Genomic DNA, 22,482 nt, shown 5'->3' with positions numbered 1-22,482 from the left:
ACGACCGGGCGGCTTCGCGCTACCCTGGGGAAGTAAACGGTTGCCCGGTCGTCTCGTAGAAACCTGAGCCTGAAGCCGCCGACGCGGCACGACATGATCACGATCGGCTGCCACGACATGGTGGAGCCAGCACCCCGGCAGAGCGCCGGTGCGGTGCCGGCCGTCCGCCTCGAGCGACAAGGCGACAGCTGAACATGACCGAAACCAATGCCTCCGGCGTCCTCGACCTCGTCGAGACCCCCGTGCTGCCCGTGGCCGACGAGGTCACCCCCGACATCACCGACGACGGGACCGCCACCGCCCATCTCGAGGAGAAGTCCTTCGCGGACTTCGGGGTGAGCGAGCCGATCGTCGGCGCGCTGCGCGACGTCGGCATCACCCACCCGTTCCCCATCCAGGCGCTGACCCTGCCCGTGGCCCTGAGCGGCCACGACATCATCGGCCAGGCCAAGACCGGCACCGGCAAGACCCTCGGGTTCGGCATCCCGCTCCTCGAGCGCGTCGTCGCCCCGGGCGAGGACGGCTGGGACGACCTCGAGGCCGCCGGCGCCCCGCAGGGTCTGGTCATCGTCCCCACCCGCGAGCTGGCCAAGCAGGTCGCCGACGACCTGACCGCGGCCTCGCGCCGGCGCAGCGTCCGGATCGTCCAGGTCTACGGCGGCCGCGCCTACGAGCCGCAGATCGAGGCCCTCGGCCGTGGCGCCGAGGTCGTCGTCGGCACCCCGGGTCGCCTCATCGACCTGCTCAAGCAGCGCATCCTCGACCTCTCCCGCGTGCGGACGGTGGTCCTGGACGAGGCCGACGAGATGCTCGACCTGGGCTTCCTGCCCGACGTCGAGACGCTCCTGTCCAAGACCCCGGCGACGCGGCACACGATGCTGTTCTCCGCGACCATGCCCGGCGCGGTGGTGGCCATGGCCCGGCGGTACATGTCGCGGCCCACCCACATCCGCGCCCAGGACCCCGACGACCAGGGCGCGACGGTGAAGAACACCCGGCAGGTGGTCTACCGCGCGCACGCCCTCAACAAGGTCGAGGTGCTCTCCCGCATCCTCCAGGCCGACGGGCGCGGCCTGACGATCGTCTTCACGCGCACCAAGCGGACCGCGGCCAAGGTGGCCGACGACCTCGCCGAGCGAGGGTTCGCCTCCGCGGCCATCCACGGCGACCTCGGCCAGGGGGCCCGCGAGCAGGCCCTGCGCGCGTTCCGCGCCGGCAAGGTCGACGTGCTGGTGGCGACCGACGTCGCGGCCCGCGGCATCGACGTCGACGACGTCACGCACGTCGTGAACTACCAGTGCCCCGAGGACGAGAAGATCTACCTCCACCGCATCGGCCGGACCGGCCGCGCGGGCAACACCGGCACGGCCGTGACGTTCGTCGACTGGGACGACATGCCGCGCTGGTCGCTCATCAACAAGGCGCTGGGCCTGGGTGCGGCGGAGCCGATCGAGACCTACCACACCTCGCCGCACCTCTACGCCGACCTGTCGATCCCCGAGGGCACGACGGGGCGCCTGCCCCGGTCGGCCCGCACGCGCGCCGGGCTGGCGGCCGAGGAGATCGAGGACCTCGGCGAGACCGGCAAGCGCCACGGCGGCGGCCGCACCGGCGGTGGCCGCGGGCGCGAGGGCGACCGCGGCCGCGAGGGCGACCGCGGGCGGGACGGCGGACGCGGTCACGACCGGGGCCGGTCCGGCTCGCACGCCGAGCGCCCCGCCGAGAGCGACCCCGAGCGTCCGCGCCGGACCCGGTCGCGCCGTCGCACCCGCGGCGGCCAGGCGGCCGAGGACACCCAGGGCTGAGGCCGGAGGCGCGCCCCGGCGAGGGGCGCGCCCGGCGGCTCCGGTCGGGCCGACCGTCGCCGCTAGCCCCGGGCGTCGAGGAAGGCGAACACCGCGTCGGCCATGAGCTGGACGGCGATCGCCGCCAGCAGCAGACCGGCGAGGCGCGTGACCAGCGTCGTGCCGCCCTCGCCGAGCACCCGGTGGATGACCACCGCGAAGCGCATCGCGAGCCACAGCACGACGTGGATGGCCACCAGCGCGAGGCCGATCGCCACCCGGTCGCCGGTCGAGCCGTCCGACTGCTCGACCGCCAGCATCGCCGCCACGATCGCGCCGGGTCCGGCGAGCAGCGGCGTGCCCAGCGGCACGAGGGCGACGTTGACGCCCGAGGCCGACGGGGTGGGCTCCTCCGCCTGACCCGTCAACAGCTCCATCGCGACCAGGAGCAGCAGCAGCCCACCGGAGAGCTGCAGCGCCGGCACGGAGATGTGCAGGAAGCCGAGGATGTACTGGCCGAACAGCGTGAACGTCAGGATCACGCCGAAGGCCACCAGCGTGGCCTGCCGGGCCGCCGCGCGACGCTGGGCACCGGTCATCCGTGAGGTGAGTGCCAGGAAGACCGGCACGGTCCCGGGCGGGTCCATGATGACGAAGAGGGTGAAGAAGGTCGTCGACAGCAACGTCAGGTCGATGTAGCCGCTCACGGACGCACCACCGGCAGGAACCCCTCGCTCTCGATCATCGACAGGACCTCCGGCGCCGTCGTGCGCTCCCCCAGCCGGTTGGGCTTGCCCGCACCGTGGTAGTCGCTCGAGCCGGTCCGGGCCAGGCCCAGCCGCGACGCGAGGGCCTCGAGGTGCTCGACGTCGGCGGCGGTGTGGTCGCGGTGGTCGATCTCGAGGGCCGCGAGCCCGGCAGCGGCCATCGCCGCCACGACGGCGTCGGTCACGACCCGCCCGCGGGCGGCGGCGCGCGGGTGCGCCATGACCGGGACGCCCCCGGCGGCCCGGACCATCTCCACCGCCTCGACGGTGTCGGGCGCGTGGTAGGGCACGTAGTAGCGCCCCCGGACGGACAGGATCGTCTCGAAGCAGCTCGACCGGTCCGGCGCCAGGCCGGCGGCGACCAGGGCGTCCGCGATGTGCGGCCGACCCACCGTCGCGCCGTCGGCGACCTGCGCCTCGACGTCGGCCCAGGTGATCGGGTAGTCCCGGGAGATCCGCTCGACCATGTCGTGGGCCCGCTCGTCCCGCGAGCGGCGGGCACGCAGCATCTCCGCCGCGAGCTCGGCGTCGTCGGGGTCGTGGAGGTAGCTGAGCAGGTGCACCGAGATCCCGCGGGACTGGGTGGAGAGCTCGGCGCCGCGCACGAGCGCGACGCCCGTGGCGGCGACGGCGTCCTGCGCCTCGGCCCAGCCACCGACGGTGTCGTGGTCGGTCAGGCCGAGGACGTCGATCCCGGCCGCGGCAGCGGCGTGCATGAGCTCGGTGGGCGACTCCGTGCCGTCGGAGGTGGCGGTGTGCGCGTGGAGGTCGATGCGCATCCCGGACACACGGGCAAGGGTACTGGTGCGGCACCGGTGCCCAGTGCGGCGGCGTGCGGCCCGCGCACCCCGGTGCCCACCGTGTCGGCCGACGGTGCGATCATGGCGCCATGACCGACGAACGAAGCGACGCCGCCACCCCGGACCGGGCCCAGGACACCCCCCCGACCGCCACCGGCCCGGAGGCCCAGCCCCTGTCCGAGCGCGGCGACAACCGTTCCCAGCGGCCCACGAGCCAGGCCTTCCGCGCGTTCATCGCCGACGGCTGGGGCCCGCGGCCGGACCTCCTGCCCGAGCGCTCCCCCGCGGCCGACCACGCCGCCGCCCGCCGCGCCGCCGTCGGCCGCCTCTTCCCCGGCGAGCGGCTCGTCGTGCCCGCCGGCGGCCTCGTCACCCGCAACAACGACAACGACTACCGCTTCCGGCCGCACTCGGCCTTCGCCCACCTCACCGGTCTGGGCACCGACGAGGAGCCGGACGCCGTCCTCGTGCTGCACCCCCTCGACGAGGCGACCGGCGGTCAGCCGGCCGACGGCGACGCGCCCACCCACGAGGCCGTCCTGTACTTCCGTCCCCGTGCGGGCCGCGACACCGAGGAGTTCTACGCCGACTCCCGCTACGGCGAGCTGTGGGTCGGGGTGCGGCCGTCCCTGGCGGAGGTCTCCGCCCGCACCGGGCTGCGCGCCGAGCACATCGACAGCCTGCGCGACGCGCTGGCCAAGGACGCCGGCGCGGGCCAGGTCCAGCTCCGGGTGGTCCCGCAGGCGGACGCCGCCGTCGAGGCCGTCGTGGCCGAGGTCCGCGCCCAGGCCGGGCAGAGCGTCACCGAGGGGACCGACGCCGACCTCGCCGTCGCGCTGTCCGAGCTGCGCCTGCGCAAGGACCCGTACGAGGTCGACCAGCTCCGCGCGGCGGTGGCCGCGACCGCGCAGGGCTTCGACGACATCGTCCGCGCCCTGCCCCGGGCGGTGGCGCACCACCGCGGCGAGCGGGTCATCGAGGGCACCTTCGCCGCCCGCGCCCGCGAGAACGGCAACGGCGTCGGGTACGAGACGATCGCGGCCGCGGGCAACCACGCCAACACCCTGCACTGGATCGGCAACGACGGGCCCGTGCGCGCGGGGCAGCTCGTCCTGGTCGACGCCGGCGTCGAGGTCGACTCGCTCTACACCGCGGACATCACCCGCACGCTCCCCGTGGACGGGAGCTACACCCCCGCCCAGCGGAAGGTCTACGAGGCGGTCCTCGAGGCGGCCGACGCCTCGTTCGCCCGGGCCGGACGGCCCGGCGCCCGCTTCCGCGACCTGCACGCCGCCGCGATGGAGGTCCTGGCCGCCCGGCTCGCCGAGTGGGGCATGCTGCCCGGCACGGCCGAGGAGTCGCTGGCGCCGGAGGGCCAGTACCACCGCCGCTGGATGGTGCACGGCACGAGCCACCACCTCGGTCTCGACGTCCACGACTGCGCCCAGGCCCGGCGCGAGATGTACCTCGACGCCGAGCTCGCCCCGGGCATGGTCTTCACCATCGAGCCGGGCCTGTACTTCCGGGAGGACGACCTCAAGGTGCCCGAGGAACTGCGCGGCATCGCCGTGCGGATCGAGGACGACGTGCTCATCCGCGAGGACGGCACGGTGGAGAACCTCTCCGCGGCCATCCCCCGCGAGCCCGGGCAGATCGAGGCGTGGATGGCCTCGCTCCGCGGCTGAGCGTCCCGGGCACGCGACCGAGTCCCTACCCCTCCTCGGGGACCTCGACGAGCGCGGCGACCCGTTTGCTCTCGCCCGTGGCGAGGTGCTCGCGCCCGAAAGCGAGAGACTCCGCCAGGGCCGCCCGGCGGTCCTCCGGAGACATCTTGCGGGTGTTGACCTCCACCACGACGCTGCCGTCGAACCCCTGGGAGCCGAGCATGTGCAGCACCTCGGCGCACGGCTGCTCGCCGTGGCCGGGCACGAGGTGCTGGTCCATGAACGTGGGCGTGCCGTCGGCGAGGTGGAGGTGCGCCAGCCTCGGTCCGAGCTCGTCGGCCATGGCGAGGGAGGCGTCGGCGTCCATGCCCGCGGTGGCGGTGTGCGACAGGTCGAGGGTGACGTGGGTGTAGTCGTGCTCGAGGGGGTCCCAGCCCGGCAGGTACGCCTGCATCACCCGCTCGCGCTTCTTGGTCCGGGCCCGCCAGGGGAACATGTTCTCCACCGCCAGGCGCATGTCGTCCAGACGCTCGCGCTCGGCGATCGCCCCGACGAAGTGCTCGGCGTAGGCGCGCTGCCACCGGAACGGCGGGTGGAGGACGACGACGTGGGCGCCGACGTCGTGCGCGAGCTCGGTGGACCGGTCGACCTTGTCCCACGGGTCCTTGCCGTAGACCCCCTGGGTGAGCAGGAGGGTCGGGGCGTGGATGGAGAGGATGGGCAGCTCGTAGGTGTCCATGAGCTCACGGAGCTTGACCTCGTCCTGGCTGTGGGGGTCGCGCAGGACCATGACCTCCACGCCGTCGTACCCGAGCTCCTTGGCCAGCGCGAAGGTCTCGGTGACACCCGCGGGGTAGACCGAGGACGTCGACAGTCCGACGGGGATCCCCATGCTCACTCCCTCCGCTCGCCGCCGGCCTCGCGGTCGGGTCCGGTCTCCTTCTCGGTGCCGTCGGCGCCCTCGAGGTCCTCCAGGCGCAGACCGTAGCGCGGACGCTCGGTCCTCCCGGTCGGCCCGGCGCCCGTCCCGGCCGTCGTGCCGGCGCCCTCGGCGGGCGCCACGGTCCGCTCCGGCGCGGGAGCCGTCGGTCGCTCGGGGGCCGGTCCGCCGGAGCGCCACGGCGTCCCGGGGGCGGCGTAGGGGTTGTCGTGGCTGTCTGGTGCCGGCCGACCGGCGTCCGCCCGTCCCCGCCCGGGGGCGTCACGCTCACCGGGCGCACCGCCCTGCCCGGACGCACCGCCCTGCCCGGGCGCGGACGGCGCGCGCCACCCGGGCGAAGCCGCGACGGAACGCAGGAGCTGGCGCGCCTGCCCCGCACTCTCGGCCGCGCACAGGATGGAGTACCGCCCGGCCACGACCTGGCTGGCGGAGGTGAAGTCCCGCTTCCCCCCCGTGAACGCGTAGGACACCACGGCGAAGAGGATGCCGAACGCCACACCGATGAGGACGCCCGCCACCACGGGGAAGGTGCCCTCGGGGGTGAAGACCCAGTACACCAGCGCGATCATGAGGCCGAACCAGGCCCCGCTCATCGCCCCCGCGCCGGCGACGCGGGCGTAGGTCAGACGCCCCGTGATCCGCTCGACCATGCGCAGGTCGGTCCCCACGATCGTCACCGCCCGCACGTCGAAGGCCTCGTCGGACAGTCGGTCGACGGCCTGCTGGGCCTCGAGATAGGTCGTGTAGGAGGCCACCTCCACGCCGGTGGGCAGCGTGGGGAGCCTCGGGTCGGTCTGCTTGCGCGTGGACGGCATGGGTCGATCTTCCACCCCTGACGAGGGCGTCGCCACGCGTTCCACCTCCCGGGCCACCAGCCGGCCGCTCCGACGACGAAGGGCCCGCCCCGCAACGGGACGGACCCTTCTTCCCGGTCGGCGCGTCGGCGAGCTCAGGCCGCGCCGGGGACCTCAGGCCGCGCCGGGGACCTCAGGCGGCGACGGGGACGGCCCGCACGGCCGCCCTGGCGCGGGCGACGACCACGAGGGCGGCGACGACACCGAGCGCGATCGCACCGAGGCCCACGACCGGGGAGAGCTGCAGGCCGAGGGCGGCGTCGAGGGAGTACGCGCCGGGACCGGTCAGGCCCACGGTGGCGCCCACGACGGCGAGGACGAGCGGCAGCTCGTAGCCGCCGGCGGTGTTCCACAGGCCGCTGGCCGCGTGGGTGGAGGCGGCGACGACCATCGTGCCGACGATGGCGGCCGAGGCGAGCGGGGTGAGCAGGCCGAGCACGAGCAGGAGGCCACCGAGGAGCTCGGAGAGGCCGGCGACGACGGCCATCGCCCGGCCCGGCCGGAAGCCGATGGACTCGAACCAGCCACCGGTGCCGGCGATGCCGTAGCCGCCGAAGGAGCCGAACAGCTTCTGGGCGCCGTGACCGACGAGGAGGGCGCCGACGACGACGCGGACGAGGAGGAGGCCGATTTCCATGGTGAACCTTTCGAGGGGGTGTCAGGGGTACGAAGGAGTCAAGTTAGATGACGGTTCAACCATTCCGTGCCGGCGGGTCGCGTGCGTCACACGGCGCCCGAGGTCGGCGACGCGCCTCGGCGGGCGGTTCCCCACCGACCACCGTCCGGCCGCCACGACTAGGCTGGCCGGCGTGAGCACGCCCCCCGCCCGCCCGAACCCGCCGAGCCGCGTCTACGTCGCGCGGCTGGCCGGCACGGCCGTCTTCGACCCCCTGGGCGACCAGGTGGGGCGGGTCCACGACGTCGTCGTCCTCATCCGCCTCAAGGGGGCCCCGCGCGCCGTCGGCCTCGTCGTCGAGGTGGCCAGCAAGCGGCGCGTGTTCGTGCCGCTGACCCGGGTGACGAGCATCGACGCCGGGGCCGTCATCACCACGGGCCTGGTCAACATCCGCCGGTTCCAGCGCCGCGCCACCGAGACCCTCGTCGTCGCCGAGCTCCTCGACCGGACCGTGACACTGCGCGACGGCTCGGGCACCGCGGTCATCGAGGACGTCGCCCTCGAGCAGCGCCGCACCGGTGACTGGATGATCACCAAGCTCTTCGTCCGCCGCCACACGGGCCGCACGGGCCTGCTGCGCCGCGGTGAGGCGTTCGTCGTCGACGTCGAGGAGGTCACCGGCCTCGCCGGCGGACGGGCCCAGGGCGCGACCGCCCTGCTCGCCACCCTCGAGGGCCTCAAGCCGGCCGACATCGCCGACGTCCTGCGAGACCTGCCGGACGTCCGGCGCCTCGAGGTGGCCAGCGAGCTCGACGACGAGCGGCTCGCCGACGTCCTGGAGGAGCTCGGCGAGGAGGACCGCGTGGCGATCGTCTCGGCCCTCGACGTCGAGCGGGCGGCCGACGTCCTCGATGCCATGGAGCCCGACGACGCCGCCGACCTCGTCTCCGAGCTCCCCTCGGACAAGGCGCGCGACCTCCTCGATCGGATGGAGCCGGAGGAGGCCGAGGACGTCCGCCGGCTCCTGGCCTACGACGAGCACACCGCCGGTGGCCTCATGACCACCGAGCCGCTGGTCCTGCCGCCCGAGGCGAGCGTGGCCAACGCCCTCGCCCACGCCCGCCGCACCGACGTCACCCCGGCGCTGGCCGCGATGATCTTCGTCGTGCGGCCCCCGCTGGAGACCCCCACGGGCAAGCTGCTCGGCGTCGTGCACCTGCAGCGGGCGCTGCGCGAGCCCCCGCACACCATGCTCGGCACGATGCTGGACAAGGACGTCGAGGCGGTGCTCCCCGAGGACCCCATCGGCAAGCTCACCCGGCTGCTCGCCACCTACAACCTCACGGCCCTGCCCGTCGTCGACGCGGGCGGCCGGCTCCTCGGCGCCGTCTCGGTCGACGACGTGCTGGACCACCTGCTCCCGGACGACTGGCGCGACGCCGAGGACGAGGTCACCGACGAGGCGATGACGAGGACCGCCCATGGCTGAGCGCCTCGACACCCCCCTCGAGGCACGCCGGCGGTGGCGCCCGCGCGTGGACCCCGAGTTCTTCGGCCGCACCTCGGAGTCGATCGCCCGGTTCATGGGCACCCCGCGGTTCCTCGTCTACCTCAGCGCGTTCGTGGCGGTCTGGCTCGCGTGGAACACCTGGGGCCCGGTGCCGCTGCAGTTCGACTCCGCCGCCCTGGGCTTCACCGCCCTGACCCTCATGCTGTCGCTGCAGGCGTCCTACGCCGCCCCGCTCATCCTCCTCGCCCAGAACCGCCAGGACGACCGTGACCGGGTCGCGGCCGAGCAGGACCGGCAGCGCGCCGAGCGCAACCTCGCCGACACCGAGTACCTCGCCCGCGAGATGGCGGCCCTCCGGCTGGCGATGAACGAGGTCGCCACCCGCGACTTCGTGCGCTCGGAGCTGCGGGGACTGCTCGAGGACATCGTCGAGGAGCGCGAGCTGCGCATCCGAGAGCTCGAGCAGGAGCTCTCGGACATGGAGCGCACCGTCGAGCGCGCGGGTGCGCGGTCGAAGGGCAAGGGCGGCAAGGGCAAGGGCCTCCGCCCGTCGGCTGCGCCCCCGGACGCGCCCGGCCCGGGCGGCCCCGGCGAGGGCGGCGCCGGCGAGGGCGGCGCCGGCGAGGGCGGCGACTGAGAGCGTCGACGAGCGCGGCGGCCGCACGGGCGACGGCAGCGGCCGGGAGACCGCGACTACCGGGGGCCGACGAGGGACGGGTCCCGGGCCGCCTACGATGGAGGGCATGAGTGCACCCACCGTCGAGGCCGTTCAGGCCGAGCTCGGGAACGTCCTGGACCCCGAGATCCGCCGCCCGATCACCGAGCTGAACATGGTCCGCTCCGTCGAGGTCGAACCCGGCGGTCTGGTCGTCGTCGGCGTCGACCTCACCACGGCCGGCTGCCCGTTGAAGGACACCATCACCCGCGACGTCACCAACGTCGTCGGCGCCATGGACGGCGTGAGCGCGGTGCGCGTCGACATGGGCGTCATGACCGAGGAGCAGCGCAAGGCCCTGCGCTCCCAGCTCCGCGGCGGCGAGGCCGAGCCGGTCATCCCGTTCGCCCAGCCCGGGTCCCTGACGCGCGTGTACGCCGTCACCTCCGGCAAGGGCGGGGTGGGCAAGTCCTCGGTGACGGCCAACCTCGCGGCGGCGATGGCGGCGGACGGCCTCAAGGTCGGCGTCGTCGACGCCGACATCTACGGCTTCTCGATCCCGCGCATGCTCGGCGTGACGTACCCGCCGACGAAGGTCGACGACATGATCCTGCCGCCGGTCGCGCACGACGTGAAGGTCATCTCCATCGGGATGTTCACCCAGAACGGCCGGCCGGTGGTGTGGCGCGGACCCATGCTCCACCGCGCGCTGCAGCAGTTCCTGGCCGACGTCTTCTGGGGCGACCTGGACGTCCTGCTCCTCGACCTGCCGCCCGGGACCGGCGACATCGCCATCTCCGTGGCGCAGATGCTGCCGAACTCGGAGGTGCTCGTCGTCACGACGCCCCAGGTGGCCGCCGCGGAGGTGGCCCAGCGCGCCGGGATCATCGCCGAGCAGACCCACCAGCACGTCGTCGGCGTCGTGGAGAACATGTCGTGGCTGGAGCAGCCCGACGGCTCACGCCTGGAGATCTTCGGCTCGGGCGGCGGCGAGCGCGTCTCGTCCGAGCTCGGCACCGCCCTGGGCTACCCGGTCCCGCTGCTCGCGCAGGTCCCGCTCGACCAGGAGCTGCGCGAGGCCGGCGACGACGGTCTGCCCCTGGTGCTGCGCGAGGGCACCAGCCCCGCGGCCGAGGCGCTGCGCGGCCTCGCGCGGTCGCTGTCGCACCGCGCCCGCGGCCTCGCGGGCCGCTCGCTGGGGATCAGCCCGCTGGGTCGCTGAGCCGGGCGTCGCCAGACCTCAGGTGGCCTCGTCGTCGAACGGGACGACGTAGGCCGCCGGGTCGGCCCCCTCACCCACCACGGCGTCGACGTGGGCGACGCCGGTGCCGTCCTCGTCGCCCGTCGCCGCACCGGTGACGCCCGACCCGCCCCCCGGACCGTCCGCGGGCTGCGGCCGGTTGCCCGCCGGTGGGACGACCCCGGCCCCGGCTCCCGCGACCACCGCGGCTCCCGGGCCGGCGCCTGCGGCGGCGGCCGCCGCCCCGCCCGCCGCACCGGCGAGGGCTCCCGCCGTGGCGGGGCCGACGGGGGCGGGCGCGGTCCGGGGGGCGGGCCGACGTCTCGCGGCGGGCGGGCGGGCCGGACGCACCGCCGCGGACGGCTCGTCCTCCATGAGCGCCTCGCGCACGATGCGGCGCGGGTCGTACTGGCGAGGGTCGAAGACGGCGAGGTCGTCCATCTCGGGACCGAGCTCCTCGCGCACCTTCTCCTTGGCGCCGGTGGCGAGGTGCTTGAGCTCGCGGGTGAGCCGGCCGAGCTGCTGGGCGACCTCGGGCAGCCGCTCGGGGCCGATGAGCAGGAAGGCGAGCACGATGAGGACGACCCACTCGCCTCCGTTGATACCCACGGCGTCAGGATACGGGGCGGGCACCGCCCCGGCGGGCGCCCTCGGTCACGGCCCCTCCCCCAGGACGACGTCGACCTCCCGCTCGTCCGCACCCCGCCTGACCAGGAGGGTCACCGTCTCCCCCGGGGCGCGCGACCGGATGGCCACGATGAGCTCGTCGGGATCGGTGACCGGGCGACCGTCGATCGCCAGGATGACGTCGCCCGGCTCGATGCCGGCGACGGCGCCGGGCCCGCCGGAGGTGACGGCCTCGGTGTCGCCGTCGTCGTCGGTCATCACCTGCACGCCCTCACCTGAGTACCGGGTGTCGAGCGCGACGCCGATGATCGGGTAGGTGGCCCGGCCGGAGGCGATGAGCTGCTCGGCGGTGCGCCGGACCTGGTTGGCCGGGATCGCGAAGCCCAGGCCGATGCTCCCGGTGGCCTGCGAGGCGCCGGGGGTCTGGGCGATGGCGCTGTTGATGCCGATGACCTGGCCGGCGGCGTCGACGAGCGGCCCGCCCGAGTTGCCGGGGTTGATGGCGGCGTCGGTCTGGATGGCGTTGATGAAGGTCTGCGCGGTGGTCCCCGCGCGGACGGGCCGGTTGAGCGCGCTGACGATGCCGGTGGTGACCGTGCCCTCCAGGCCGAGCGGCGCGCCGACGGCGATGACGGGGTCGCCCACGGCGATCGAGTCCGAGTCGGCCAGGACCAGCGGGATCAGGCCCGTGCGCCCCACCCGCAGGACGGCGAGGTCGTAGTCGGAGGTGCGGCCGACGATCTCGGCCGCCTCCTGCGCGCCGTCGGGGAAGACGACGACGACGCTGCCGCCGTCCGCCGCGACCTCGATGACGTGGTTGTTGGTGACGAGGTAGCCGTCCTCGCGCAGCACCATGCCCGTGCCCGAGCTCGCCTGCCCCCCGCCCTGCGCCTCGATGTAGACGGTCGAGGGCAGGACCTGCTCGGCGATGCCGGCCACCGACTCCGGCGCCCGGTCCGCCCCGGCGCCGGAGGAGACGGGCAGCGTGGCCGAGGCACCGGTGGTTCCGACGTCGAAGAAGGACCGGGCGCCCAGCGCGCCGAGCAGCATCCCGGTGACGAGCGCCAGCAGGACCAGGAGTACGACGACCCCGCGGGCGACGCCGCGGCGCTGCCGCTCCGGCTCGGGCTCGGCGGGTCCGTACCGGGCCCAGCCGGCGGCGTCCGGTGAGGGCGCGAAGATCGTGGCGACGCCGTCCGTGGGGGGCGGCGCGCCCGGGCCGGGTTCGCTGGAGCCAGGTCGTCGCCAGGGGCCGGCGTCCGCCGTCGCGGTCGCGCCGCTCGTCCACGGCACGCCCCGGCTCGCGGGCCGCTCACCCTCGGGGCGCCCCCACGGTCCGGCCGGGCCGGCGGTGGTGGTGCCGTGCCGGGCCGCGTCCGGCGAGGCGCCGGCGCGGCCGGGGGTCTCGCCCTGGGGGCCGGGGTGGGTCCCGACCTGCGGGCCGGGGTGGGTCTCGCCCTGCGGGCCGCCGGGGTGGCCGGGCGCCGGACCGTCCGACGAGCCGCCGCCGAGGGACCAGCCGGTCCCGTCGACCGGCCGGGTGCCGGCTCCGTCGGCCGGCGCGGGGGGCGGTCCGAACGACGTCCGGACCGGCGGGTAGGACGGGGGGCGCACCGGTCCGCCGTCGGACGGCGGCGGTGCGGGCCAGGAGGTGGGCGTGGCGCGGCGCGACGGCCCGTCGTCGTCGGCGTGGGCGCTCGTCGCGCGTCGCCGCCAGCGGGCCCCGAACCGCCGTCCGGCAGCGGCGGCGTCGTCCCGGTCGAGCGCGGGGTGCGCGGCGTCGCCGTGCCCCACCCGGTGGAAGGGCTCGGGACGCGGCGCCGGGGTGGCCTCGTAGTCGTACGGCGACGCATCCGTGGGTGCCTCGGTGTCCCGGCCCGGGGGTTCCTCGTCCATGGGAGTTCCTTCCGTCCCGGCGGGCGGGGTCACGGCGCCTCGACCAGCAGGTCCGTCCAGGCCACGATCGTATGCCAGCCGCGACCGAGTCGGTCCCCCATCCCCGCGCCGGGCTCGGTGACGGGGAAGGCGGCGGCGACGGCGCGGGCGAGGGCGGGGTCGTCGGGGGCCGAGACCAGCACGGTCACGTCGCCGCTCTGGAGCACCAGACGGCTGCCGGTCCCGGGGAGCTCGAAGACGTGCTCGCCGTCGACGGCGCTGAGGCCCGTGAGCGAGTCCGGGTCGAGCACCGCCTGCTGCTGCAGGACGTCCACCGGGTGACCGTCGAGCACGACGCTCAGCTCGAGGACCTCCTCGCCTCTGCGGCCCTCCGCGGCGGTGACCGAGGTGATCCTGGCGTCCTCGGGGAGCGCCACGGGCGGCGCCCAGCCGTGCTCGCCGAGCCAGCTCAGCGCCGCCGCGGTGGTGCCGCCGGCGCTGGTGCTGAGGGTGTCGGCGGAGACGACGAGCTCGGCCTCGTGCCGCTCCGGGCCGGCGAAGCGGGCGAGCATCGCGGCCGGGTCCCCCGTGCGCTCGGCGAGCGTCCCCACCACGACGAGGGCACCGACGACGCCCGCGGCCCCGGCGAGGACCGCGGTGGACCGCAGCGCCAGCCGGCGGCGGGTCCGACCGCTGGCCAGCGGTGCCCAGGCCCGGCCGGCGGCGGCCCGCACACCCTGGGGCGCCTCCGGGACCTCCCGGGCCAGGGCCATGAGGCGGTCGGTCAGCTCGGCGCTGGGGCGCACGTCACGGGCGGAGGACAGGTGCCGCCGGGAGGCCCGCTCGACGGCGACCTGGGCCGCGCACATCTCGCAGTTGACGAGGTGGGCCAGGGCGGCCTCGGCACGCTCGTGCGGGAGCTGGCCGTCGACCAGTGCACTCACGTCGTCACCGAGGTGCGCCATCACGCCCTTCCCGCGCTCACGGCCTGCGGTGCCGTCGCCCCGGCCGGGCGGCGGTGCTCGAGCTGCTCGCGCAGCATGGCGCGGGCACGGTGGATGCGTGAGCGCACGGTCCCCATCTTGATGTCCAGGGTCGCCGCGATCTCCTCGTAGGACAAGCCCTCGATGTCGCACAGCACGACGGCGGCGCGGTACCGCGGCGGCAGCGCGTCCAGGGCGGCCTGGACGTCGAGGTCGAGGTGCGCGTGCTCGAAGCCCCGCTCGGGCTCGTCGGTGTCCCGGGCGGCGGGCAGCCGCTCCGTGGCCTCGCCGATGGGGTCCAGGCGCAACCGGGAGCGGCGGCGGGCCTGGTCGAGGAAGAGGTTGGTGGTGATGCGGTGCAGCCAGCCGTCGAAGTTGCCGGGCTGGTAGCTGTGCAGGGACCGGAACACCCGCACGAACGTCTCCTGGGTGAGGTCCTCGGCGTCGGCGCGGTTGCCGGTGAGGCGGTAGGCGAGCCGGTACACGCGTGGGGAGTGCTCGGTGACGATCTGCTCCCAGCTCGGCGGCGCCCACACCGGCAGGTCGTCGGTGACGGCGGCACGGTCGTCCGCGCCGGGGTCACCGGGGCGGGTCTCACCGGTGGGCCGGGGCTGCGGCTGACCTGCGGTCAGGCCGGCGTCGGGCATCTTGTCCTCGTCTCCCGTCTGCGTGAACGTCCATGCTAGGGACCGAACCTGGAAGCCGCCTGGGAAGGCGTGAGTGGCGGGATCGCCGGGTGGAGCTCCCGCCCGCGGGGGCGCCACACCGGTAGCATCGGCACGTCCCACCCGCGGCCGCCGCCGCCGAGCTCCCAGGAGGCCACCATCACCGCCGACAAGGCCCTGTCCTGGGCGTACACCGAGGAGTTCGTGCCCGAGGACGAGCCGGCGCGGGAGGCCCGGATGCGCGCCGAGGAGCTCGGCGTCACCCCTGTCCACCCCGGCACCGGGGCGGCCCTGCGGCTGCTGGCCGCGGCCTGCCAGGCGCGCTCGGTCGCCGAGGTGGGGACCGGCACCGGCGTCTCGGGCCTGTGGCTGCTCGCAGGGATGAGCGACGACGGCGTCCTGACGACGATCGACCGGGAGACCGAGCACCAGCGCGCCGCCCGCGAAGCCTTCGCCGCCGCGGGGCACCGGCCCGCCCGCACCCGGCTCATCGCCGGCCGGGCGCTGGAGGTCCTCCCCCGGCTCGCCGACGGCGCCTACGACATGGTCGTCGTCGACGGCGACCCGGCCGAGGCCGCCGAGGACGTGGAGCAGGCCGTCCGGCTCCTGCGGCGCGGCGGGGTGCTCGCCGTCAACGCCGCCCTGTGGCACGACCGGGTCGCCGACCCCGCCCGCCGCGACGAGGCGACCGTCGCCGTCCGCGAGCTCGGCCGCCGGGTGCGCGAGGACGAGCGCCTCGTCCCGGCCCTGCTACCGAGCGGGGACGGGCTTCTCGTCGCCGTGCGCCGCTGAGCCGACCGCCCGCAGGTACTCCACCAGCAGGCGCGAGCCGTAACCGGTGGGCCCGTTGGCCGGGACCTCGCCCTGCTTGCTGCCGGCACGGCCGGCCCCGGCGATGTCCAGGTGCGCCCAGGGCACGTCCGCGACGAACCGCTGGAGGAACAGGGCCGCGGTGATGGACCCGCCACCCACGTGCGGGTCACGCACCGCGTGGGCGACGTCCGCGACGTCGGAGTCCAGCGCCGGGCGGTAGTCCGCCACGAGCGGCATCCGCCACGCGGGCTCGCCGGCCCGGCCACCGGCGGCCAGCACGTCCGCCGCGAGGTCGTCGTCGGTGGCGTAGAGGGCGGCGTGGCTGCGGCCCAGGCCCTGGCTGGCGGCACCGGTGAGCGTGGCGACGTCGACGACGACGTCGGGCGCGAGCTGCTCGACGGCCCACGCGAGGGCGTCGGCCAGGACCATCCGGCCCTCGGCGTCGGTGTTGGAGATCTCCACCGTGGTGCCGTCGTAGGTGCGCACGACGTCCCCCGGGCGGTAGGCCGCCCCGCCGACGGCGTTCTCCGCGAGCGGCAGGACCGCGGTCGTCCGCACGGGCAGCGTCAGGCGTGCGGCGCCCAGGACGGCGGCCAGGACCGCTGCCGCGCCGGCCATGTCGGTCTTCATGGGGACCATGGCCTCGCGAGGCTTGATCGAGATGCCGCCGGTGTCGAAGGTGATGCCCTTGCCCACCAGCGCGACGACGGGGGCGTCGGCGGCGGCGGGCTCCCAGGTCAGGGTCACCAGCCGCGGCGGGGTGGCCGAGGCGGCGCCGACGGCCAGGATCGCGCCGAACCCGTGCCGCTCCAGCCAGTCCTCGTCGCGGACCTCCGCGCTCAGCGTGCCCGCGGAGGCGGGGATCTCGGCGGAGACCGCCGCGGTGAGCCCGAGGACCTGGTCGGCGAGCCAGCCAGGGTTCTTCGTCGACGACGGCGTGGCTGCCAGCGCCCGGGTCAGGAGCGTGGCCTCGACCGCGGTGCGCGCACGGGCCAGCGCGTCCGCCGTGGGGCCACCGCGGCTGAGCATGACGAGGCGACGGGCGGGTGGCTTGCCGTCGGGCTCGCGCGCGGTGCGGGGCATGCGGAACGAGGCGAGGAGGAAGCCCTCCGCAAGGGCCTGGAGCCGATCCTCGCGCGCCCCCGGCGGGAGCACGAGCACGACGGTGTCCCGGCCGGTCGCGGCCCGGCCCAGCGCCAGGCCGGCGCGCCGGGCGTCGTCGGGGCCGCCGTCACCCTCGCCGAGCAGGACGACCCGGCCCGGCAGGCCCTCCCACGGCGCGGCGCCGCCACGCAGGTGGGGAAGCGTCACGACGGCGCTCGCGCCGCCGTTGCCCTCGAGGGAGTCAGCGTCCCTGGTGAGGTCGACCCCGTACAGGTCCGCGGCGTCGTCGACCGTCCCGGAGGTGTCCCGGACGACGCCGAGCACCTCTGCGCCCAGGCCCCGCCAGGATGCGGCGGGGTCGGCGAGCGACTCGTCCAGGACGACGATCTCGGGCAGGACCGGCTGGATCACGGGGACGGCCTTTCAGGGATGGGGCGTGGGGAACCGGCTGGGTCAGGCAGGGCTGCGGCCGACCGGAGGGCGGCAGGGCAGCCGACCGGTGGTTGCAGGACGGCCGACCGGTGGTTGCAGGACAGCTGACGACCCGAGGTACGGCAGGGACGGCGAACGGCCGGCCAGCGGGGCTGGCCGGCCGTCGCCGGTGCTGCGGTTCTCGGTGCTCAGCCGGCGACGGCGCTCAGCGCCTCGCTCAGCTCGCCCGCCTCGGCCGGGGTGAGCTCGACGACAAGGCGACCTCCACCCTCGAGGGGCACGCGCATGACGATGCCGCGTCCCTCCTTGGTCACCTCGAGCGGGCCGTCTCCGGTCCTCGGCTTCATCGCGGCCATGTGGTGCACCCCTCATTCTCGGTGGATCCTCGACCACCCGGACCGCTCGCGTCGCGCGCAGCGGCCGGTGATCGCCGGGGCCCAGTCTAGATCACTCGGCCGCCCAACCTGCCTCGGACGCGGCCGCAGCCTGCGCCTGCTGCTCCCTGACCAGCAGCTCGACCCCGGACAGCACCGCCTCCACCGCCTCCTCGGCGGTGTCGACGACGGGCAGGAGCTCGAGGTCGGGCGGCGCGATGGTGCCGCGCGCGACCATCGTCGTGCGGATCCAGTCCACGAGGCCGCCCCAGTACTCCCGCCCCACCAGGACGATGGGGAACGAGGACACCTTCTGCGTCTGGACGAGGGTGAGGGCCTCGAAGAGCTCGTCCATGGTGCCGAAACCGCCCGGCAGGACGATGAAGCCGTGGGAGTACTTGAGGAACATGGTCTTGCGGGCGAAGAAGTACCGGAAGTTGACGCCGAGGTCGACCCACCGGTTCATGCCCTGCTCGAAGGGCAGCTCGATGCCCAGGCCCACCGAGACCCCGCCGGCCTCGCACGCGCCCTTGTTGGCGGCCTCCATGACGCCCGGGCCGCCGCCGGTGATGACCGCGAAGCCCGCCGCGACGAGCCGCTGCCCGACCTCTTCGGCGAGGGCGTACTCCGCCTCGTCACGGTGGATCCGGGCGGAGCCGAAGACGGAGATGGCCGGTCCGAGGTCCGCCAGGGCCCCGAAGCCCTCGACGAACTCGGACTGGATGCGCAGCACCCGCCAGGGGTCGAGGTGGAGCCAGCTGACGTCCTGGTCCGGCTTGAGGAGGCGGGCGTCGGTGGTCTCGCCCGGGATCTGTCCGCCGCGCAGCAGCACCGGTCCCCGGCGGTAGCCGTTGCGTCCGTTGGTGGTCTCGCCCCGCTGGGTGGCGCCACCGGCGGGCGCACCGGTGTCGTCCGCGCCACGGGCGTGGTGGTTGTGCACCTCTCGCGTCATGTCCCCATTGTCCCGCCGTCGGTGGTCCCCGCGAGCCAGGACCCGAGGGCGCGGGCGCACGTGCGGATCTGGCCGACCGGGCACCGCTCGTCGTCGGCGTGGGCGAGCATCGGGTCACCGGGGCCGAAGTTCACGGCCGGGACGCCGAGCTCGGCGAACCTCGCGACGTCCGTCCACCCGTACTTGGGCCCGGGGGCGCCGCCGGTCACGGCTGTGACCGCGGCGACGAACCCGGCCACCAAGGGGTCGTCCAGACCGGGCCGGGCACCGCGTGCCAGGTCGGTGACCTGCACGTCGTAGCCGTCGAACACCTCACGCACGTGGGCCTCCGCCTCCGCCGGGGTGCGGGAGGGCGCGAAGCGGTAGTTGACGGTGACGACGCACTCGTCCGGGATCATGTTGGTCGCGATGCCGCCGCGGATGCCCACCGCGGACAGCCCCTCGCGGTAGACGAGCCCGTCGACGAGGACCTCGGCCGGGGTGTACCTGCTCAGCCGGGCCAGCACCTCCCCGGCGGCGTGAACGGCGTTGACGCCCCGCCAGGCGCGCGCCGAGTGGGCGGTGCGGCCGTGGGTACGGATCTCGGCGCGGAGGGTGCCGTTGCACCCCCCTTCGATGCCGCCCGCGGTGGGCTCACCGAGGACCGCGAGGTCGCCGGTCACCCAGTCGGGGCGGGTGCGGACGAGCCGGCCAAGACCGTTGAGGTCGGCCTCGACCTCCTCGTGGTCGTAGAAGACCCACGTGACGTCCCAGAGCGGCTCGGTGACGGTCGCCGCGAGGTGGAGGGCGACGGCGACGCCGCCCTTCATGTCGGTCGTGCCCCGGCCCCACAGCTCCTCCTCGCCGCCGTCGCCCTGCCGGCGACGGGTGGGCAGGTTCTCCTTGACCGGCACGGTGTCGATGTGGCCGGCGACCACCACCCGGCGCTCCCGCCCGAGGTGCGTGCGCGCGACGACGGCGTCACCGTCGCGCAGCACCTCGAGGTGCGGCCGGCCACGGAGCGCGGTCTCGATGGCGTCCGCGAGCGCGGTCTCCTCGCCGGAGACCGAGGGGATGTCGCACACCGCGGCGGTGAGGTCGACGACGTCGGTGCTTGCGAGGTCGGGCAGGGCGGGGCGCCCCAGAGGCGCCGCGGCCGGGGCGGTCGCGGCCGTGCCGGGCGGGACGGAGGTCGGCGAGGCGGACATGGACCGACCCTAACCGGCGTCGGGGCACCTGGTCCGCGGCGGGCCCGGGGCGCCGGCCCCCACCGGTTCCGCGGCGGGCCCGGGGCGTCGGCCGCCACCGGGTCCGGCGACGGGCACCGGCTCCGCGTCAGGCCCCGTGCGGCGGCGCATCCCCGGCCGCACGGCACGAACGATCACTGTTTCGCCGAACGATCACTCTGTCACCGAACGATCCCCGCAGACCACTCTCACTCGGCAACAACGGGATCGCTCGGCAACGAAGGGATCGCTCGGCAACGAAGGGATCGCTCGGCAACAAGGGGATCGCTCGGCAACGAAGGGGATCGCTCGGCGATGTCGGCGCCGGTCGAAAAGTAGGCCAGGAACGACGGTCGAAAACTAGGCCACCTGACGAGTATCGGACAGGTGATGAGCGTGGAGGACTGGGCGCGGATCCGGCATCTGCACGAGGCCGAGGGACTGTCGCAGCGGCGGATCGCCGAGGAGCTTGGGCTAGCCCGAGACACGGTGGTCCGGGCCCTGCGGTCGGATCTGCCACCTCAGTACAAGCCCCGACCGCCGGTGACGGGCTCGGCATGGTCGCGAGTGGAGCCGGCGGTGCGGGCGCTGCTGGCCGAGCATCCGCGAATGCCGGCCACGGTGGTCGCCGAGCGGGTGGGCTGGACGGGGTCGGTGACGTGGCTGCGGGAGAACGTCGCGCGACTACGGCCGCGGTACCTGCCGGTGGACCCGGCCGACCGGTTGGCCCATGCCCCCGGGGAGCAGGTGCAGTGCGACCTGTGGTTCCCGCCGGTGAAGGTCCCGGTCGGTAACGGGCAGCAGGCGTCGTTGCCGGTGCTGGTGATGGCCGCGTCGCACTCGAGGTTCCTGACCGCGATGATGCTGCCCTCACGCACGACCGGGGACCTGCTCGCCGGGATGTGGCACCTGCTCAGCTCGCAGCTTGGGGCGGTGCCCCGGGCGCTGTTGTGGGACAACGAGGCCGGCATCGGCCGCAGTGGTCGCCTCGCCGACGGCGTGGCGGGATTCTGCGGGACGCTGGCGACCCGGCTGGTCCAGGCAAGGCCGTACGACCCGGAGACCAAAGGCATCGTCGAGCGGGCCAACCAGTTCCTCGAGACCTCGTTCCTGCCGGGTCGGGTCTTCGCCTCACCGGCCGACTTCAACCCTCAGCTCGAGGCCTGGCCGCGGGCCAACGCCCGGACCGTCCGGGCCCTGGCCGCCCGGCCGGTCGACCTCGTCGTTGCGGACCGGGCGGCGATGCTGCAGCTGCCGCCGGTCACGCCATCGGTCGGGGCGCGGTGGGTGACCCGGCTCGGACGCGACTACTACGTCCGCGCCGCCACAAACGACTACTCCGTCGACCCGGCCGTGATCGGTCGCCTCGTCGAGGTCACCTCGGACCTCGAACGGGTTCGGGTGACCTGCGAGGGACAGGTCGTCGCCGACCACGTCCGCTCCTGGGCATCTGGCACGACCGTGACCGACCCGGGCCATGTCGCCACCGCGAAGATTCTGCGTCAGCGATTCCTGGCCCCGCGGGAGGTCCCTGAGCACGCCGTCGACCTGATGCGGGATCTGTCGGTCTATGACACCGCGTTCGGTGTGACCGGCCTGGACGGGCAGGTCGCCTGATGGGCGCCCCCCAAACCCAGGCGGTCAAGGAGCTGGAGTACTACACCCGGGCCCTCAAAGCCCCACGGATCCGCGAAGCCGCCGCCCGGCTGGCCGAGCAGGCCCGCGCGGAGAACTGGACCCACGAGGACTACCTCGCCGCCGTCCTGGGCCGCGAGGTCGCCGCCCGAGAGGCCTCCGGCGCGAACATCCGCATCCGCGCAGCGAGCTTCCCCGCGAGGAAGACCCTCACCGACTTCAACTTCGACCACCAGCCCGCGGCGGACCGCGGCCAGATCCACCGCCTCGCCGCCGGCGCCTACCTCACCGAGGCCGGCAACATCGTCCTCCTCGGCCCGCCCGGCACCGGCAAGACCCATCTGGCCACCGCGCTCGGGATCACCGCCGCCGAGCACGGCACCCGTGTCCTGTTCGACACCGCCACCGGGTGGGTCACCCGCCTCACCGCCGCTCACGCCCTGGGCAAGCTGCCCGCCGAGCTCCGCCGGCTACGCCGCTACGGGCTGCTGGTCATCGACGAGGTCGGCTACCTCCCCTTCGAGGCCGAAGCCGCGAACCTGTTCTTCCAGCTCGTCGCGTCCCGGTACGAACACGCCTCGATCATCCTGACCTCCAACCTGCCCTTCTCCCGCTGGGGCGAGGTCTTCGGCGACCAAGCCGTCGCCGCGGCCATGATCGACCGCATCGTCCACCACGCCGAGGTCATCACCCTCAAAGGCACCAGCTACCGACTCCGCCACACCGAGATCGACACACTGCCCTCCGCAGCCGCGGAGAACCAGGCACACTAACCACACACACAACGTGGCCTACTTTTCAGCCGTCAGAACTGGCCTACTTTTCGACCGTCGCTGACAGGCGACAAGGGGATCGCTCGGCGGCCGGACTACGGCGAAGATCAGCGGGCGACGAACGGGCGGCCCGGCGCGGCCGCAGATCCACGGGCGACGACGGGTGCATCGGCTCACGAACGATCCTGCTGTCGCCCAGCGATCACTCTGGCGC

General features: G+C 74.7%; 21 protein-coding genes. 8 read left to right on the top strand and 13 right to left on the bottom strand.

Annotation, left to right across the window (positions count from 1 at the left end; genetic code table 11):
• Positions 1 to 194: 194 nt before the first annotated feature.
• Entirely contained in the window at positions 195 to 1,805 is a 1,611-nt protein-coding gene (locus AAEM63_RS04280; protein ID WP_341360414.1) for a DEAD/DEAH box helicase, read from the top strand.
• Between the two features lie 62 nt (positions 1,806 to 1,867).
• Here AAEM63_RS04280 and AAEM63_RS04275 read toward each other — a convergent pair whose 3' ends face one another.
• Entirely contained in the window at positions 1,868 to 2,491 is a 624-nt protein-coding gene (locus AAEM63_RS04275) for a MarC family protein (RefSeq protein WP_341360413.1), read from the bottom strand.
• Complete coding sequence (locus AAEM63_RS04270) at positions 2,488 to 3,330, bottom strand: PHP domain-containing protein (protein ID WP_341361304.1); 843 nt, start codon at positions 3,328 to 3,330, stop codon at positions 2,488 to 2,490. Before AAEM63_RS04270 ends, AAEM63_RS04275 begins: the two co-directional genes overlap by 4 nt.
• A 110-nt stretch (positions 3,331 to 3,440) precedes the next feature.
• Here AAEM63_RS04270 and AAEM63_RS04265 point away from each other — a divergent pair, with 110 nt between their 5' ends.
• Positions 3,441 to 5,036, top strand: a complete 1,596-nt coding sequence (locus AAEM63_RS04265; RefSeq protein WP_341360412.1) for an aminopeptidase P family protein — start codon at positions 3,441 to 3,443, stop codon at positions 5,034 to 5,036.
• Between the two features lie 25 nt (positions 5,037 to 5,061).
• Here AAEM63_RS04265 and AAEM63_RS04260 read toward each other — a convergent pair whose 3' ends face one another.
• The 3 genes from AAEM63_RS04260 to AAEM63_RS04250 form a co-directional block, all read right to left on the bottom strand.
• Positions 5,062 to 5,907: a sugar phosphate isomerase/epimerase gene (locus tag AAEM63_RS04260; RefSeq protein WP_341360411.1), complete on the bottom strand. Its 846-nt coding sequence runs from the start codon at positions 5,905 to 5,907 to the stop codon at positions 5,062 to 5,064.
• 2 nt (positions 5,908 to 5,909) lie between these two features.
• Positions 5,910 to 6,770: a general stress protein gene (locus tag AAEM63_RS04255; RefSeq protein ID WP_341360410.1), complete on the bottom strand. Its 861-nt coding sequence runs from the start codon at positions 6,768 to 6,770 to the stop codon at positions 5,910 to 5,912.
• A 172-nt stretch (positions 6,771 to 6,942) separates the two neighbouring features.
• A complete protein-coding gene (locus AAEM63_RS04250) occupies positions 6,943 to 7,446 on the bottom strand; it encodes a DoxX family protein (RefSeq protein ID WP_341360409.1) in 504 nt (167 codons plus the stop codon).
• Positions 7,447 to 7,618: 172 nt separating this feature from the next.
• Here AAEM63_RS04250 and AAEM63_RS04245 point away from each other — a divergent pair, with 172 nt between their 5' ends.
• From AAEM63_RS04245 to AAEM63_RS04235, 3 genes are all read left to right on the top strand, one after another.
• Positions 7,619 to 8,914: a CBS domain-containing protein gene (locus AAEM63_RS04245; protein ID WP_341360408.1), complete on the top strand. Its 1,296-nt coding sequence runs from the start codon at positions 7,619 to 7,621 to the stop codon at positions 8,912 to 8,914.
• Positions 8,907 to 9,572: a DUF1003 domain-containing protein gene (locus AAEM63_RS04240; protein WP_341360407.1), complete on the top strand. Its 666-nt coding sequence runs from the start codon at positions 8,907 to 8,909 to the stop codon at positions 9,570 to 9,572. The genes AAEM63_RS04245 and AAEM63_RS04240 overlap by 8 nt, the downstream gene beginning before the upstream one ends.
• A 97-nt stretch (positions 9,573 to 9,669) precedes the next feature.
• Complete coding sequence (locus AAEM63_RS04235; protein WP_341360406.1) at positions 9,670 to 10,812, top strand: P-loop NTPase; 1,143 nt, start codon at positions 9,670 to 9,672, stop codon at positions 10,810 to 10,812.
• A gap of 18 nt (positions 10,813 to 10,830) precedes the next feature.
• Here the strand turns inward: AAEM63_RS04235 and AAEM63_RS04230 are convergent, their stop codons facing one another.
• The 4 genes from AAEM63_RS04230 to sigE are packed head-to-tail and all read right to left on the bottom strand — an operon-like array spanning position 10,831 to position 14,962.
• On the bottom strand, positions 10,831 to 11,439 hold the full coding sequence (locus AAEM63_RS04230) for a twin-arginine translocase TatA/TatE family subunit (protein ID WP_341360405.1): 609 nt from the start codon (positions 11,437 to 11,439) through the stop codon (positions 10,831 to 10,833).
• Between the two features lie 45 nt (positions 11,440 to 11,484).
• A complete protein-coding gene (locus AAEM63_RS04225; protein ID WP_341360404.1) occupies positions 11,485 to 13,353 on the bottom strand; it encodes a trypsin-like peptidase domain-containing protein in 1,869 nt (622 codons plus the stop codon).
• A gap of 29 nt (positions 13,354 to 13,382) precedes the next feature.
• On the bottom strand, positions 13,383 to 14,297 hold the full coding sequence (locus tag AAEM63_RS04220) for a hypothetical protein (protein WP_341360403.1): 915 nt from the start codon (positions 14,295 to 14,297) through the stop codon (positions 13,383 to 13,385).
• Positions 14,297 to 14,962 carry an RNA polymerase sigma factor SigE gene (gene sigE, locus AAEM63_RS04215; RefSeq protein WP_341360402.1) on the bottom strand — a complete coding sequence of 222 codons (666 nt, stop codon included), beginning with the start codon at positions 14,960 to 14,962 and terminating at the stop codon, positions 14,297 to 14,299. Before sigE ends, AAEM63_RS04220 begins: the two co-directional genes overlap by 1 nt.
• A 177-nt stretch (positions 14,963 to 15,139) precedes the next feature.
• Between sigE and AAEM63_RS04210 the strand changes: the two genes are divergently transcribed.
• Positions 15,140 to 15,772, top strand: a complete 633-nt coding sequence (locus tag AAEM63_RS04210; RefSeq protein WP_341361303.1) for an O-methyltransferase — start codon at positions 15,140 to 15,142, stop codon at positions 15,770 to 15,772.
• Here the strand turns inward: AAEM63_RS04210 and AAEM63_RS04205 are convergent.
• The 4 genes from AAEM63_RS04205 to dapE all read right to left on the bottom strand — a co-directional run bounded on the left by AAEM63_RS04205 (position 15,731) and on the right by dapE (position 19,842).
• Positions 15,731 to 17,308 carry a leucyl aminopeptidase family protein gene (locus AAEM63_RS04205; protein ID WP_341360401.1) on the bottom strand — a complete coding sequence of 526 codons (1,578 nt, stop codon included), beginning with the start codon at positions 17,306 to 17,308 and terminating at the stop codon, positions 15,731 to 15,733. The genes AAEM63_RS04210 and AAEM63_RS04205 overlap by 42 nt on opposite strands.
• A 209-nt stretch (positions 17,309 to 17,517) precedes the next feature.
• Positions 17,518 to 17,685 carry a DUF3117 domain-containing protein gene (locus tag AAEM63_RS04200; protein WP_123917334.1) on the bottom strand — a complete coding sequence of 56 codons (168 nt, stop codon included), beginning with the start codon at positions 17,683 to 17,685 and terminating at the stop codon, positions 17,518 to 17,520.
• 91 nt (positions 17,686 to 17,776) lie between these two features.
• Entirely contained in the window at positions 17,777 to 18,655 is an 879-nt protein-coding gene (locus AAEM63_RS04195) for a TIGR00730 family Rossman fold protein (protein WP_341360400.1), read from the bottom strand.
• Complete coding sequence (gene dapE / locus AAEM63_RS04190) at positions 18,652 to 19,842, bottom strand: succinyl-diaminopimelate desuccinylase (RefSeq protein WP_341360399.1); 1,191 nt, start codon at positions 19,840 to 19,842, stop codon at positions 18,652 to 18,654. Before dapE ends, AAEM63_RS04195 begins: the two co-directional genes overlap by 4 nt.
• 414 nt (positions 19,843 to 20,256) lie before the next feature.
• On the opposite strand from dapE, the gene istA reads away from it, so the two are divergent.
• A complete protein-coding gene (gene istA, locus AAEM63_RS04185; RefSeq protein WP_341361302.1) occupies positions 20,257 to 21,477 on the top strand; it encodes an IS21 family transposase in 1,221 nt (406 codons plus the stop codon).
• Complete coding sequence (gene istB, locus AAEM63_RS04180; protein WP_341360398.1) at positions 21,477 to 22,268, top strand: IS21-like element helper ATPase IstB; 792 nt, start codon at positions 21,477 to 21,479, stop codon at positions 22,266 to 22,268. Before istA ends, istB begins: the two co-directional genes overlap by 1 nt.
• Positions 22,269 to 22,482: the final 214 nt, after the last annotated feature.

The organism is Georgenia sp. M64 (assembly GCF_038049925.1).
Lineage (GTDB): Bacteria > Actinomycetota > Actinomycetes > Actinomycetales > Actinomycetaceae > Georgenia.
This window is presented reverse-complemented; position numbering and strand designations above follow the sequence as displayed.

Coding starts and splice junctions, on each gene's coding strand:
- AAEM63_RS04280 (WP_341360414.1), top strand. CDS start 195: ATGACCGAAACCAATGCCTCCGGCGTCCTCGACCTCGTCGAGACCCCC.
- AAEM63_RS04270 (WP_341361304.1), bottom strand. CDS start 3,330: ATGCGCATCGACCTCCACGCGCACACCGCCACCTCCGACGGCACGGAG.
- AAEM63_RS04265 (WP_341360412.1), top strand. CDS start 3,441: ATGACCGACGAACGAAGCGACGCCGCCACCCCGGACCGGGCCCAGGAC.
- AAEM63_RS04260 (WP_341360411.1), bottom strand. CDS start 5,907: ATGGGGATCCCCGTCGGACTGTCGACGTCCTCGGTCTACCCCGCGGGT.
- AAEM63_RS04255 (WP_341360410.1), bottom strand. CDS start 6,770: ATGCCGTCCACGCGCAAGCAGACCGACCCGAGGCTCCCCACGCTGCCC.
- AAEM63_RS04250 (WP_341360409.1), bottom strand. CDS start 7,446: ATGGAAATCGGCCTCCTCCTCGTCCGCGTCGTCGTCGGCGCCCTCCTC.
- AAEM63_RS04240 (WP_341360407.1), top strand. CDS start 8,907: ATGGCTGAGCGCCTCGACACCCCCCTCGAGGCACGCCGGCGGTGGCGC.
- AAEM63_RS04235 (WP_341360406.1), top strand. CDS start 9,670: ATGGAGGGCATGAGTGCACCCACCGTCGAGGCCGTTCAGGCCGAGCTC.
- AAEM63_RS04225 (WP_341360404.1), bottom strand. CDS start 13,353: ATGGACGAGGAACCCCCGGGCCGGGACACCGAGGCACCCACGGATGCG.
- AAEM63_RS04220 (WP_341360403.1), bottom strand. CDS start 14,297: ATGGCGCACCTCGGTGACGACGTGAGTGCACTGGTCGACGGCCAGCTC.
- sigE (WP_341360402.1), bottom strand. CDS start 14,962: ATGCCCGACGCCGGCCTGACCGCAGGTCAGCCGCAGCCCCGGCCCACC.
- AAEM63_RS04200 (WP_123917334.1), bottom strand. CDS start 17,685: ATGGCCGCGATGAAGCCGAGGACCGGAGACGGCCCGCTCGAGGTGACC.
- AAEM63_RS04195 (WP_341360400.1), bottom strand. CDS start 18,655: ATGACGCGAGAGGTGCACAACCACCACGCCCGTGGCGCGGACGACACC.
- dapE (WP_341360399.1), bottom strand. CDS start 19,842: ATGTCCGCCTCGCCGACCTCCGTCCCGCCCGGCACGGCCGCGACCGCC.
- istB (WP_341360398.1), top strand. CDS start 21,477: ATGGGCGCCCCCCAAACCCAGGCGGTCAAGGAGCTGGAGTACTACACC.